Genomic DNA, 14,355 nt, shown 5'->3' on the forward strand with positions numbered 1-14,355 from the left:
ACACTGCTTACATTGATACTTTTGTTTAGCCTGCTTATTCATACCAAACTTGTATAGTTTATCAGAATTACAGCGTGGGCATTTTATATTAGTTTTGCTCATTGTTCTTCTCTCCTTTTCGAAGGGGGTATTATTTAGTATCGCAAACCTATTGTATTTCCTTGGGCTGAGAAGAGCAATGTTCATATAACTTAACAGATCGATTAAATTTATGGGGTAATGTATATGAGACTTGTAAAAATTTTAAGATTAACATTTGTGGCAATTGTAATTGGGTTACTATCAGGAGTTTCAATAGGAGTGTTTTTAATACTATTAGAAAAGTCAATTAATTTAAATTTAACTTATTATAATTTGATATGGTTTTTACCGGTTTCAGGATCATTGATGACATTTCTTTATAAGAAGTTTGGAGGAAATTCTAATAAGGGAAATAATATAATAATTGAAAATATAAATGGAAGCAATGAGGAAGTTAAATTTATTATGGCTCCTCTAGTTTTTATAGGTACAGTGCTAACACATCTATTTGGAGGTTCTGTAGGAAGAGAGGGGACTGGAGTTCAGATTGGGGGAACTATAGCAAATTCTTTATGTAAATTATTGAATTACAAAGAAGATAAAAAAATTTTATTAATTACTGGTATGGCTGCTGGATTTTCATCAGTATTTGGAACTCCTCTTGCAGGGACAATATTTGCATTAGAGGTATCAGCTATAGGGAGTATAAGTTATAATTCTATGTTACCGGCAATAACTGCAGCTATAGTAGGAGATAGAGTAGTAAGATTTTTAGGCGTAAAGCATACACATTTTGATTTTCCACCAGTTGAACCTTTTTTATTTACAAATATATTTAGAGTAATAGTTATGTCTATATGTTTTGGATTAGTTAGTAGATTATTTATTGAGATGACTAAATTATTTAAGTATATATTAGGAAAATATATTAAGAATAACTATTTAAAAGCTTTCATAGGTGGAAGTTTAATGGCTATTGTTACATTAATTATTGGAAATAGAGTATATAACAATTTAAGTTTAGGATTATTAACAGGAGCATTTGATAAAGAAGTACCGTATTTTGCATTTCTAATAAAGTTGGTTTTAACAACATTATGTTTAGGAGCAGGTTATCAAGGAGGAGAGGTAACACCTTTATTTGTAATAGGAGCCACTTTAGGATCAACATTAGCAAATATATTTGAAGTACCAAGAGCGGTAGCAGCATCATTAGGATTAGTTGGTGTTTTTGCAGGAGCCACTAATGCGCCAATAGCCTGTTTTATTATGTATCTTGAACTCTTTGGATCAGTGAATATAGTTTTTGCTATGGTGGTTTGTATAATAAGCGTAATTATTTCAGGCAAAAAAGGAATATATTCATCTCAGCTTTGGATAGAGTAGAAAGGGTGTATAAGTAAGCAAACCCTAAAAATATAAATTATAAAATTTATATTTTTAGAGGTTGCTTGAATTAAACTATTATGCTAATAGCTTAACTATATTATTATATCTTTCAGAGTTTTCTACAACAGAAATTTTATGTTTTGCAGTAATAAATCTTTGACTTTGACATAGACTTCCGTTTTTAGCTGCAGTATGTATTACACCATCTATATCTACTATAGCTCTATTATATTTATCAAAACCTTTTAAAGTAACTGTTAAACCAGAGTTTCTCATGAAATTTAACGCTTTAGCTAATAATTCATCATCTTCAGTAGAAGAAGTATCTGATAAAAACACTTCAATGCAATCATTACTAATATAAAAAATATGGTTCATAAGTCACCTCTTTAAATACTTTCTATAATATAAATATTCGTTAAGAATAAAAAAATTCCTTTAAAACGTTTACAAAAAATATAAAAATAAAACAAAAAACGAAGGCATTAGCAGATTACCTTCGTTTTCAAACCTATTTTTGCCTGGTAGGTTTATGAAATTATTATACCATAAAAATACAATTAAAGGTATATATTTTAACAAGCAACTAATTTTTTTAAATTTATTAAATAATTGTAAAATGAATTATAAATAATTGACATTTTCAAATAAGTGGTATATAATACTATATAAAATGAATATTGATTAAAGGGGAGTAGTTTAAAATATAACATCAACAATCGCGACTTTTAAGTCTGGTGTTATATGCCTACCAGGTTACGAGACTTTTAATATAATTCTTAAAAAAATAACTTAGATGTTATTTTAATGAGAACTATATTAAGAGTCTCTTTTTATATTGACTCATATTATTGTAAATTTGATAAGGGGGAAAAAGTATGAAAAGTTATTTTAATATTAATGTAGAGGATTCATTGAAAGATTTTAATGTTACAAAAGATGGTTTAACATCACAACAAGTTACGGAAAGCTTAAGTAAAAATGGATTAAATGCACTTAATGAGAAGAAGAAACAAACAGTTATCCAAGTGTTTTTAAGTCAGTTTAAGGATTTGCTAGTATTTATATTAATTATTGCAGGAATAATATCAATGATGAGTGATAATGTAGAAAGTACATTAGTAATATTTGCAGTTATTATTTTAAATGCAATACTTGGAACTGTACAACATTTTAAGGCAGAACAATCTTTAGATTCTCTTAAAGCTTTGTCATCACCTTCAGCAAAGGTTATAAGAGATGGAGCTAAAATAGAGATAGATTCTAAAAATGTAGTCCCTGGGGATATATTAATATTAGAAGCTGGGGATTTAGTAGCTGCTGATGGTAGAATTATTGAAAATTACTCACTTCAAGTAAATGAAAGTTCACTAACTGGAGAATCATTAAGTGTTGATAAAACAACTGAAACAATAGATAAAAAAGAAGTAGCTTTAGGTGATCAAAAAAATATGGTATTCTCAGGATCTCTAGTTACATACGGTAGGGCTTTAGTGTTAGTTACTTCAACAGGTATGAAAACAGAGATTGGTAAGATAGCAACTCTAATGGAAGAAACTCAAGAAAAGAAGACTCCATTACAAGTAAGTTTAGATGATTTTAGTAAGAAACTAGCATTTATGATATTAGCTATTTGTGTTGTTGTATTTGGATTATCTTTATATAGAAAAATGCCAGTAATTGATTCATTAATGTTTGCTGTTGCTCTTGCTGTTGCAGCTATACCAGAGGCTTTAAGTTCAATAGTAACTATAGTTCTTGCTTTAGGTACTCAAAAGATGGCAAAAGAAAATGCTATTATTAAAAAATTAAAAGCTGTAGAAGGGTTAGGTTCAGTATCTATAATATGTTCTGATAAAACAGGTACATTAACTCAAAATAAAATGACTGTAAAAAAAGTATATGTTGATGGGGAACTTATAGATGGTGAAAGTTTAAACCTAGATAATAATGTACAAGTATACTTATTAAAGAATGCTATACTTTGTAATGATTCTACATCACAAGATGGAAGAGAAATTGGAGACCCAACAGAAGTTGCTTTAGTTAATTTAGGTCATAAACTTTCTATTAATGAACTAAATTTACGTGGAGATATTTCAAGATTATCAGAAATTCCATTTGATTCAGATAGAAAACTTATGAGTACTCTTCATAATATAGATAACAAGAATATAATGTTCACAAAAGGTGCATTAGATGTAATGCTTGATAGAGTTAAATATATTATGACTTCAGAAGGTGTTAAAGAAATAAGTTATGAAGATAAGCAAAATATAATAATAACTAATAAAGAATTATCTGAAAATGGATTAAGAGTTTTAGCTTTTGGATATAAGGAGTTATCAGAGATTAGAGATTTAACTTTAGAAGATGAAAACAACTTTACTTTCATAGGATTAATTTCGATGATAGACCCTCCAAGAGAAGAAAGCAAACAAGCGGTTGCGGATTGTATAAGAGCAGGTATTAAACCAATTATGATTACAGGTGACCATAAGATTACAGCTTCAGCTATTGCAAAAGAAATTGGTATTTTAAGAGATGGAGACAGAGCTATTGAAGGTCTAGAAATAGATAAGATGACCGATGAAGAATTGAAAGAAAATATTGAGCATATATCAGTTTATGCTAGAGTTTCACCAGAACACAAAATTAGAATAGTAAAAGCATGGCAAGAAAAAGGTGAAATAGTTGCTATGACTGGTGATGGAGTTAATGATGCGCCAGCATTAAAGCAGGCTGATATTGGTATAGCAATGGGTATTACAGGTACGGAAGTTTCAAAAGATGCAGCATCTATGATATTAACTGATGATAACTTTGCTACTATAGTTAAATCAGTTTCTAATGGTAGAAATGTTTATAGCAATATTAAAAACTCAATAAGATTTTTACTTTCAGGTAATACTGCAGGGATAATAGCTGTTTTATATTCATCAATAATGGCGTTACCAGTGATATTTGCACCAGTACATTTATTATTTATGAATCTTTTAACTGATAGTCTGCCTGCTATAGCAATAGGTATGGAAAATGCTAATAAAGGATTGTTAAATGAAAAGCCAAGAGGAAGAAGCGAATCAATATTAACTAAAGATTTCTTATTAGGTATTGGTTTAGAAGGATTGTTAATAGGAATAGTAACCTTAATAGCATTCTATATGGGAGGAGCTAAGGGAGGAACTCCATTAACAGCATCAACTATGGCATTTGCAACACTTTGTTTAGCTAGGTTATTCCATGGATTTAACTGTAGAGGTAAGAATTCAATCTTTAGATTAGGTGTATTTGCAAATAAATATACTTGGGGAGCTTTTGGAATTGGATTAATACTTTTAAATGCTGTTTTATTTGTACCTTTCTTACAAAGATTATTCCAAGTTGAAAACTTAAGATTAAATCAATATGGAACAATATATTTATTAGCGATAATACCAACTATAATAATACAAATCGTTAAGATTGTTAAAGAAAATATTGCTGATAGAAAAGAAAATATTAGTATAATAGAAAAAGAAGAAAATTTAGAAAATATAGCATAATCATAAATATTTTAAAATAAATTGTAAACTTTTTTGTATATGGTAATAAACTATAGTAAAGGGAATTCTCAAATATAAGTCAGATAGCAGCACAGAAGAGAGCCATAATTTTAGGCTATGCAACAAATAGGTAACCTGCTATCAGATATTTTTATAAGGAGGCTAGTGCTTAGGCACAGCCTTTTTTTATTATCAATAATTAACTTATATGATTGGTTTAATAAAAGGTTTTATGTTAATACTTAAAAATATTAAATCTATTAGGGGATAGTACAATGAAAACAGATTTATATAAAGGTAAAATATTAATAATAATTTTATCAGCTATTATAAGCGGAATATCATTTACTGTTGATAACTTAGGAATACTTATGTGGATAAGTTTTATTCCTTTAATTAATATATTAATTAGACAAGAGAATACTTTTATAAAAATATTTAAAATTGGAACTATATTTGGAACTACATACTATTTAGTGTTATTACATTGGATATTCAATCTATATCCTTTTGAATGGCTTGATTTAGGTAAGACAAAAAGTATTATAATACTTTTTTGTGGATGGATATTAATTAGTTTGTTGGAAGGCTTAGTAATAGGTATAGTTCTTGGATTTTTTAAATATCTAAAAGTAAAAAACAACTTATTAAATATTTTTACTATAGCAAGTTTATGGGTTGTAATTGAGTATATACAGGAACAAGGGTTATTAGGATTTCCATGGGGAAAGCTTGCTATATCTCAGGTAGATTACTTACCTATAATTCAAAGCATCTCTCTTTTTGGAAGTAGCTTTATTAGTTTTATAATAATAGTTTTTAATGGAATGATTTTAGAGGGATTAGTTAATTATAAGAAGAATAAAGCTGTAGCTATGAAATTAGTTTTTATAGCTATATTAATTTTTATTGTTAATATAGTTTTTGGATATGCCAAATTAAATGAGAGGGTAGATAGTAAAGAGGTAAATGTAACTGTTGTGCAAGGAAATATAAATACTACTGAAAAATGGCAAAAAGGAGACATATTTAAAAGTTTTAATATTTATAAAGAGTTAACTGTAGAGGCTGTTGAAAATAGTAGTACATATGGGGATAAGACTGAAGTAGTATTATGGCCAGAGACTGCTATACCTATAGATATTTCAAAGAATAGCTGGATATTACAGGAGTATAAGGCGTTAGCTAAAAGTCTTAATGTTACATTTATGACTGGTACTTTTTATACAGACTATAAAAATGATTGTTATAAATATAATTCTATAGTAGCCATAAATAGTGATGGAGATATTGAAGACATTTACTTTAAGAGACATCTAGTACCATTTGGGGAAGTTCTACCTTTTGAAGAATTTCTACTAGATAATATTCCTATAATTAAAGAGTTAAATCTTGTAGATGGGGATCTTAAAGCAGGAGAGGAATTAGCAATTATTGATGATAGTAATATTAAGATAGGGTGTTTAGTATGCTATGAATCTGTATTCCCAAGGTTAGTAAGAGAGTGTGTAAAAGATGGAGCTGAAGTAATATTTATAGCAAGTAATGACTCTTGGTTTAAAGATTCTAAAGCAGTTTATGAACATAACAATAATGCAGTTCTAAGGGCTATTGAAAATAATAGATATGTTGTAAGCGCTGCTAATACGGGAATTTCTTGTTTTATAGATAATAAAGGAAGAATAGCAGAAAGGTTAAGCACCTTAAAGAAAGGATATATAAATTCATCTGTAGAGATTATAAATGATAAGACGTTATATACAATGATAGGTGAATATATAATTTACATAGTTATTTTATTTATAGTATGTGTATTTTTAATAAAGAATTTATATAGAAACTATGAGGATTAGATATAACTAAAGTATTAACTTTCTAATAATATTGATTTATTATTAAATCAAAAATATATAAATGGTTTACAATGGGTATGAATTAAATAATGATATATATTTAATTTAGTACAAAGGATAAAGGATTATTATTGAAGGTTATGATTAGAGTTTTGAATAAAAATAAAGAGTTATTATTAGTAATAATATCTGCTATAATAGCTGGATTATCTTTTACATATGATAATCTAAGCTTATTTATGAGGATAGGATTAATACCATTTTTATAAATAAATATATAATAATTTCAGTAAGCATATTTATAGTTAATTTAGTATTTGGGTTAATAAAAATTAATAGCATTAATAATAATGACTTAGTAGATATATCTATTATTCAAGGAAATCTATCTACAGAAGAAAAGTGGAGTATTAATGATACACATGACCACTTCAAAATATATGAATAATTAACTAAAGAAGCTATTGGAATGTTGCTACCATTAGAAAGTGGGTACATAAATACTAAAATTCAATTTATTGATAAAGATACAGTTTATAGTAAAGTAGGAGATGTTTTAGTTTTAGTTGCATTTATGAGCTTAGGAGCTACATTTTTAATGAAGAAAAGAAATAAAGTGCGCACTAGGTGCGCAAGTGAAAAGTCGACTTCGTCGAGGTGAAAAGGCTGCTAAAGAAGCCGGGAAAAGTTAACTTAAGTTAAGGTGAAAATGCTACTTGCGTAGCAGAAAAAAGTGCAATACTCAGACTTTTCATTATTGCGAAAAGCAATATTTTCCCTGTTACGTAAGTGAGCTTTTCCCTTCAGCGTTAGCTAACTTTTCTCCTTTGACGAAGTCAAACTTTTCTCTAAAGTGCTTCGCACTTTATTTCAATTAAGCTAAGAAGCCAAAATAGTATCCTATAATTCCAATAGCAAATAATCCGAAGATTATCCATAAAGGATTAACTTTTTTCTTAAGAAGTTTCATACAACCAAAAGTCATCAATAAAGGAATTAATCCTGGAAGTAAGCTATCAAGTACGCTTTGAACTGTAGTAACTACGTTTGTACCATCTTGAGCAGTGTATTCTGCTAATACAAATGGAATATTAACAGTTGTCCATTTACAAATTAAAGCTCCAATTACGAATAAACCAAGGATTGAAGCTCCTTCAGTTAATTTTTGAAGTTTATTTCCAGCCATATCTTTGATTATATCAGTACCTTTAGTGTAACCATATTCGATACCTATCCATCTAAATCCAAGACGAACTACATTAAATAGAAGGAAGAAAAGAATAGGGCCAAGTAAGCTTCCAGTAAGTGCTAAGGAAGCTCCTAATGCAGCAGTTACAGGCCTTAAAGTACCCCAGAATATTGGGTCACCAACACCTGCTAAAGGCCCCATTAAACCAACTTTTAAACCATTAATTGAACCATCATCTATATTTGCACCGTTTGCTTTTTGTTCTTCCATAGCAAGGTTAACCCCTAATATAGGAGCAGTTACAAATGGTTGAGTATTAAAGAATTCTAAGTGTCTTTTTAAAGCTTTTTTTCTATCTTCACCTTGATATAATCTTTTTATTGCAGGTATCATAGCATAGCAATATCCTAAAGCTTGCATTCTTTCAAAGTTCCAAGAACCTTGATGAAGATTAGAACGAAGAAATACATGAATACGATCTTGTTTTGTTAATTTTATTTCACTCATTATTTACACTCCTTTCTTAGTCTAATAAATCATCATTATCAGTATTGCTTACTACTGTAACAGTTTTAGATTCGTTATATTTAGGATTTAATTGAATATAAACTATTGCAGCTACTGTTCCTAAAACACCAAGAGCTATAAGATTAAAGTCAGTAAATGCAGCAACTACGAATCCTAAGAATAGGAAAGGCATTAGATATTTTGCCTCCATCATATTTATAACCATTGCATATCCTACAACAACTATAAAACCACCAGCAACTCCAAGTCCTCCACTTAACCATTGAGGAATAGCATTAAGCATGTTTTGAACAGCTTCAGTTCCTATAAATATAGCAACTATTAATGCAGGAATAGATACACGTAGAGCTTGAATTATTAATGCTAATAGATGACACATATCAATTCCTTTTAAATCACCTTTTTCAGCATATTTATCAGCTTGATGTTGGAAGAATACTGTTATAGTTCTAGCGAATATAGTTAAAACTTGACCTGCAGCAGCTAGTGGAACTGCTAGAGCAATACCAGCACCCATTTCTTGTTTTCCTGATATAACTATAATTGTAGAGATAATTGATGCTAGAGCAGCATCAGGAGCCATTGCAGCACCGATGTTCATCCATCCAAGTGCCATCATTTCTAGGGTACCACCAATGATGATACCGGTTTTAAGATCACCTAAAATAAGTCCGACAAGTGTACACGCTATAAGTGGTCTATGAGTTTGAAATTCATCAAGAACGCTACCCATACCAGATATACATGCAACTATGAAGATAAGGATAATTTGAATAGTTGACATAAATAAACCTCCCTTTTTTATATAAAAAATTTATAGGCTAATTAAAAATTTTTATTTATCAGAGGCATAATATTAGTTTTTGAATCTGATGCAACCTTTCTTATTTCTAATTCAATACCTTTGCTATCAAGATATCTAAAAGCTTTAACATCTTCTTCGTTTACAGAGACTGCAGTAGTTAATTGTTTTTTACCTTCTTTAAAGCACATACCACCAATGTTTACAGATTTAATATCTACTCCGGCATCTATAAGTCTTACTACATCGGTAGGATTAGTAAATAATAATAATACGGTATCATTTGCATAAGTAGGATTATTGTAAACCCTCACAGCTTTATCTATACTTACAACATGAGATTTTACTCCAGGAGGAGCAACTTGAGTTAATAAAGTTTTTCTAAGATTATCGTTAGCAACTTCATCATTGCAAACAATTATTCTTTGGCATTTACATTCTTTTGTCCATACTGTTACAACTTGTCCGTGAATTAACCTGTCATCAATCCTAGCTAATCCAATTTTCATAATAAATCATCATCCTCTCTATTTAAATCTATAGATTTCTTTAATGAGCAGATACTTTTTTGAGCTGAATTAACAGCAATTGATACCAATTCTTCTAATGAAGAATTATCAATATTTGAATAAACCTCTAATAACATAGGAAGATTTACTCCAGTAACAACATCCATGTTAACGTTATCTATTGATAGCATACTAGCTGCATTAAATGGACTACCACCAAATAAATCTACTAAAAAAAGAGCTTCAGAATTTTTATCAAGCTTATTTATTATAGTGTTGTATTTATCAATCAAATCTTTTTGACCTTCTCCAGGAAGAAAGGTTATATAGCTAACATTTTCTAACTTTCCATAAATAAGCTCAGCGGAATTAATAAGCTCTCTAGAAAAACTACCATGTGTTCCAATTATCAGCGATACCATTAAATCATCTCCTCGATTTTTATATTAAAAATTGTGAATAATAAAAATAATGTCTAAAATATTTACTTTATATTTATATGTTAATTTATTGTGAATAGAATGAAAAAATTTCATATTTTGAAAATTTAATATAGAGATAATGTTGACAAAAATACTAGGGTAAGCATAATATATAAGTATGAACATATGAACAACTATTCATATGAATGGAGGATTAAGATGGAAGAGAAAAATGAAAGCTGTTTATGTAATGTGATACACAAAGATGTAGTAGAAGAAGTAAGAGAGAAATTGCCAAAAGAGGAGACGCTTTATGAACTAGCTGAATTTTTCAAAGTGTTTGGAGATACAACAAGAATAAGAATACTTTGTGCACTATTTGAAGCTGAAATGTGCGTATGTGATTTATCGGCGCTTCTAAATATAAGCCAATCGGCTATATCACACCAATTAAGAGGATTAAAAGCTGCAAGAATAGTCAAATTTAGAAGAGAAGGTAAAGTTGTTTATTATTCATTAGATGATGAACATATTAAGCACATTTTTGATGAAGGATTTAGACATATTTCAGAATAAAGGAGGAGTATTTATATGGATGATGGTGTTAAAAAGGTTAAGCTGTTATTAAAAGGTTTAAGTTGCGCAAATTGTGCTAATAAAATAGAAAGCAAAGTAAGTAATATAAATGGAATAAAAGAAGCTACTGTAAACTTCGCTACGAGTACTTTAATTGCTGAAGTTTTTGTTAATTATAATAAAGAAGAAATAATAAATCAAATAAAAGATATAGTTAAGTCTATTGAAAAAGATGTTATTGTTGAAGAAGTAAAAGGTATTATAAAGCGTCCTGCTAGAACAATAAGTAGGTGTGAAGATGGTTGCTGCACCATAAATAATCATAGCGATAATTATACAAATGATAAAACAGTAAATAAAAGTAATAGGATATTATTAAAAGGATTAACTTGTGCAAATTGTGCAAATAAAATTGAAGCGAAAGTTAAAAAACTTGATAGTATAAAATACGCTAATATAAACTTTGCAACTACAACTCTATTAGTGGAGTTAAATAAAGGATATCAAATAGAGGAAGTATTTAAAGAAATTAATAAAATAGTAAAAAGTTTAGAACCTGATGTTGAAGTTGAATTACAAGAAACAAGTAAGAGAGGAAAAAGTAATAGAACTATTTTAAGTGATGCAAGTTCTTCAAATGAAGTAGTATGTGAAAAAGAAAAGAAAACTACAATGTCTTATATAAAAGAAAATATATCTCTAGTTATAGGTACTGTAGGATTTGTTCTTGCTGTTATGTTAGAAAGTTATCCGTTAATAGCCTTTATATTTTTTGCGGTAACCTATTTGATTATTGGTAAGAATGTTCTGATAACAGCAGCAAAGAATATATTAAGAGGAGAAGTATTTGATGAAAACTTCTTAATGGCTATAGCTACTTTAGGAGCTTTTGCTATAGGGGAATATCCAGAAGCTGTAGCAGTTATGTTATTCTTTGAAATAGGAGAAGCATTCCAAAAGTATGCAGTTGAAAGATCAAGAAAATCTATATCTTCTTTAATGAATATAAGAGCAGATTATGCAACTGTATTAGAAAATGGAAATGAGATAAGAGTAGATCCGGAAGATGTTGAAATCGATGAAATAATAATAATAAAACCAGGTGAAAGAGTTCCTTTAGATGGAATAGTTGTAGATGGAACAAGTTTTATAGATACGTCTGCACTAACAGGAGAATCAGTTCCTAGAGAAATAACTGTTGATACAGAAATATTAGCTGGTGCTATAAATAACACTGGAGTATTAAAAGTAAGAGTTACAAAAGAGTATGGAGAATCAACTGTTGCAAGAATTTTAGAACTTGTTGAAAATGCTTCAAATAAAAAAGCTTTAACAGAAAAGTTCATAACGAAGTTCTCTAAGATTTACACACCTGTAGTTTGTTTAATAGCTTTATTAGTTGCTGTAGTTCCACCATTAATTATGAAAGATCAAACATTTTCTGTATGGATATATAGAGCATTATCTTTATTAGTAGTTTCATGTCCTTGTGCATTAGTAGTATCAGTTCCTCTAGGAATATTTGCAGGAATAGGCGGTGCATCTAAAAAAGGTGTATTAGTTAAAGGTGGTAACTATCTTGAAGCATTAAAAGATGTGGAAACAGTAGTTTTTGATAAAACAGGTACTTTAACTAAAGGAGTATTTAAAGTAACAGAAATAAATACAAATAATATAGATAAAGATGAGTTGTTAAAGTTAGCGGCGTATGGTGAAAGTAATTCTAATCACCCTATAGCTTTGTCAATAGTTAAGGCTTATGGAAAAGAAATAAATAAAGAAAGCTTAATTAATTATGAAGAAATTTCAGGTCATGGAATAAAAGTTAATATCGAAGGAAATGAAGTACTTTTAGGTAACTACAAATTAATGAATAAATTTAATATCAAATTTAATGAAGTAGATACTATTGGTACAATAGTCCATGTGGCTATCAATGGTGAGTATAAGGGAAATATAGTTATATCAGATGAGATAAAAGAAACATCTAAAGAAGCAATAGAAACATTAAAGAGCATTGGAATAAAAAATACTGTAATGCTTACTGGGGATAATAAAGTTGTAGCTGATAAAGTAGGTAAGATAATAGGTTTAGATCAAGTTTATTCAGAATTATTACCAGCTGATAAAGTAGAACAAGTTGAAAAGTTAATGAATATTAAATCTTCAAAAGGAAAGCTTGTTTTTGTTGGTGATGGAATAAATGACGCCCCAGTACTTGCAAGAGCAGATATTGGAATAGCTATGGGAGGAATTGGTTCAGATGCGGCTATTGAGGCTGCAGATGTCGTATTAATGAAAGATGATCCTAAATCTATAGTTGATGCTATAAAAGCAGCAAGAAAAACAAATAAAATACTTTGGCAAAATATAATATTTGCATTAGCTGTAAAAACTATAGTAATGATATTAGTTGCATTTGGAATTGGTACTATGTGGGAAGCTGTATTTGCTGATGTTGGTGTCACAATATTAGCTGTAATTAACTCTATAAGATGTCTTAGATAAAAGTTGACAAAGAAATTTACTTTAATTATAATTTAAAAGTCGAGAATATTTGGGCATAAGGGAGTAGCATGCAAGATCATCGCATCTTGTAACAAAGTCAACATATTGATGTGAATACATCTGGCTTTGTTTTAAATTGTGAGACTTATGTATAACGAATCTGCTACGTTATACATAAGTCTCTATTTTTTTAGGAAAAATAAGATGAAACTTTAAGTAAAATAATTGATAGGTATTAATATTAATTTAAATATAAAAATATAAGAGTTTAAAATGTGGAGGAGATTATGGATTTATTAAGTTTAGTTTTTTTAGCAGTAGGGTTAGCGATGGATGCTTTTGCTGTTTCAGTAGCATTAGGTCTAAAAATTCCAGTAAAGGAGAAATGGAGAATAGCATTAAAGGCAGGATTGTTTTTTGGTATAGCACAAGGAGTTATGCCTTTAATTGGATGGATATTAGGAAATGGATTTAGTAGCTATATCGAAAAGTTTGATCATTGGATAGCATTTATTCTTTTATCTATTATCGGAGGAAAAATGATTTATGAAGCAATTCATCCTGATGAAGATGGGGATGATGAAGTAGATACTGGAATGAAAAGAATGTTTATATTAGCTATTGCAACAAGTATAGATGCATTAGCTGTAGGAGTTAGTTTTGCATTTCTAAATGTAAATATTATAACTGCTGTATTGATTATTGGAATAATAACCCTTGTAACTTCAGCTATAGGTGTTATAATAGGAAAGATATTTGGAGATTTATTTTCAGGTAAAGCTGAAATGGTTGGTGGAGTTATTCTGATATTAATAGGGGTAAAAATTTTATTAGAACACCTTGGAATATTTTAAAAAATAATATACACTATTACTTGTTTGATATACATTTAATAAAAAAATATTTACGAAAATAGCTCATCTATATTATTTTGATATATAGAATACTTGCTAAAAGTATGTTATTATATTATCAATGTATAAAAGTAGAGAAAGTGGACTTAATTAAATATA

General features: G+C 28.9%; 14 protein-coding genes. 8 read left to right on the forward strand and 6 right to left on the reverse strand.

The features are described from left to right. On the reverse strand, positions 1 to 102 hold a 102-nt coding region (locus H8S10_RS09575; RefSeq protein ID WP_347707662.1), incomplete at its 3' end, for an IS1 family transposase. Positions 103 to 225: 123 nt separating this feature from the next. Here H8S10_RS09575 and H8S10_RS09580 point away from each other — a divergent pair. Further along, positions 226 to 1,407, forward strand: a complete 1,182-nt coding sequence (locus H8S10_RS09580) for a chloride channel protein (protein ID WP_243175859.1) — start codon at positions 226 to 228, stop codon at positions 1,405 to 1,407. A gap of 78 nt (positions 1,408 to 1,485) precedes the next feature. Here the strand turns inward: H8S10_RS09580 and H8S10_RS09585 are convergent, their stop codons facing one another. Continuing rightward, positions 1,486 to 1,788 (reverse strand): hypothetical protein, encoded by a 303-nt coding sequence (locus H8S10_RS09585; RefSeq protein WP_055266626.1) that lies wholly within the window; start codon positions 1,786 to 1,788, stop codon positions 1,486 to 1,488. Between the two features lie 500 nt (positions 1,789 to 2,288). Here H8S10_RS09585 and H8S10_RS09590 point away from each other — a divergent pair, with 500 nt between their 5' ends. The 4 genes from H8S10_RS09590 to H8S10_RS09600 all read left to right on the forward strand — a co-directional run bounded on the left by H8S10_RS09590 (position 2,289) and on the right by H8S10_RS09600 (position 7,469). Beyond that, positions 2,289 to 4,955: a cation-translocating P-type ATPase gene (locus H8S10_RS09590; protein WP_186838709.1), complete on the forward strand. Its 2,667-nt coding sequence runs from the start codon at positions 2,289 to 2,291 to the stop codon at positions 4,953 to 4,955. A gap of 275 nt (positions 4,956 to 5,230) precedes the next feature. Beyond that, positions 5,231 to 6,808 (forward strand): apolipoprotein N-acyltransferase, encoded by a 1,578-nt coding sequence (gene lnt, locus H8S10_RS09595; RefSeq protein WP_186838710.1) that lies wholly within the window; start codon positions 5,231 to 5,233, stop codon positions 6,806 to 6,808. Between the two features lie 140 nt (positions 6,809 to 6,948). Continuing rightward, the gene (locus tag H8S10_RS18265; RefSeq protein WP_269144361.1) at positions 6,949 to 7,077 is read left to right on the forward strand and encodes a hypothetical protein; all 129 of its coding nucleotides are present in this window, start codon (positions 6,949 to 6,951) and stop codon (positions 7,075 to 7,077) included. 200 nt (positions 7,078 to 7,277) lie between these two features. Next, complete coding sequence (locus H8S10_RS09600; protein WP_186838711.1) at positions 7,278 to 7,469, forward strand: hypothetical protein; 192 nt, start codon at positions 7,278 to 7,280, stop codon at positions 7,467 to 7,469. A gap of 213 nt (positions 7,470 to 7,682) precedes the next feature. Here H8S10_RS09600 and manZ read toward each other — a convergent pair whose 3' ends face one another. Genes manZ through H8S10_RS09620 form a run of 4 tightly spaced genes read right to left on the reverse strand, consistent with a single transcriptional unit; the run spans position 7,683 to position 10,258 of the window. Next, a complete protein-coding gene (gene manZ, locus H8S10_RS09605; RefSeq protein WP_186838712.1) occupies positions 7,683 to 8,504 on the reverse strand; it encodes a PTS mannose transporter subunit IID in 822 nt (273 codons plus the stop codon). A gap of 16 nt (positions 8,505 to 8,520) precedes the next feature. Continuing rightward, complete coding sequence (locus tag H8S10_RS09610; protein WP_055266618.1) at positions 8,521 to 9,309, reverse strand: PTS mannose/fructose/sorbose transporter subunit IIC; 789 nt, start codon at positions 9,307 to 9,309, stop codon at positions 8,521 to 8,523. Between the two features lie 41 nt (positions 9,310 to 9,350). Next, positions 9,351 to 9,836 carry a mannose/fructose/sorbose PTS transporter subunit IIB gene (locus tag H8S10_RS09615; RefSeq protein WP_055266616.1) on the reverse strand — a complete coding sequence of 162 codons (486 nt, stop codon included), beginning with the start codon at positions 9,834 to 9,836 and terminating at the stop codon, positions 9,351 to 9,353. Continuing rightward, positions 9,833 to 10,258 carry a mannose/fructose/sorbose PTS transporter subunit IIA gene (locus tag H8S10_RS09620; protein ID WP_186838713.1) on the reverse strand — a complete coding sequence of 142 codons (426 nt, stop codon included), beginning with the start codon at positions 10,256 to 10,258 and terminating at the stop codon, positions 9,833 to 9,835. Before H8S10_RS09620 ends, H8S10_RS09615 begins: the two co-directional genes overlap by 4 nt. 219 nt (positions 10,259 to 10,477) lie before the next feature. On the opposite strand from H8S10_RS09620, the gene H8S10_RS09625 reads away from it, so the two are divergent. The 3 genes from H8S10_RS09625 to H8S10_RS09635 all read left to right on the forward strand — a co-directional run bounded on the left by H8S10_RS09625 (position 10,478) and on the right by H8S10_RS09635 (position 14,196). Further along, positions 10,478 to 10,834: a metalloregulator ArsR/SmtB family transcription factor gene (locus H8S10_RS09625; protein ID WP_186838714.1), complete on the forward strand. Its 357-nt coding sequence runs from the start codon at positions 10,478 to 10,480 to the stop codon at positions 10,832 to 10,834. A 15-nt stretch (positions 10,835 to 10,849) separates the two neighbouring features. Beyond that, the gene (locus H8S10_RS09630; RefSeq protein ID WP_186838715.1) at positions 10,850 to 13,342 is read left to right on the forward strand and encodes a heavy metal translocating P-type ATPase; all 2,493 of its coding nucleotides are present in this window, start codon (positions 10,850 to 10,852) and stop codon (positions 13,340 to 13,342) included. A 287-nt stretch (positions 13,343 to 13,629) separates the two neighbouring features. Further along, the gene (locus H8S10_RS09635; RefSeq protein ID WP_055266607.1) at positions 13,630 to 14,196 is read left to right on the forward strand and encodes a manganese efflux pump MntP family protein; all 567 of its coding nucleotides are present in this window, start codon (positions 13,630 to 13,632) and stop codon (positions 14,194 to 14,196) included. The last annotated feature ends 159 nt before the right edge of the window (positions 14,197 to 14,355 follow it).

This window comes from Clostridium sp. NSJ-49 (assembly GCF_014287725.1).
GTDB lineage: Bacteria > Bacillota > Clostridia > Clostridiales > Clostridiaceae > Clostridium > Clostridium disporicum_B.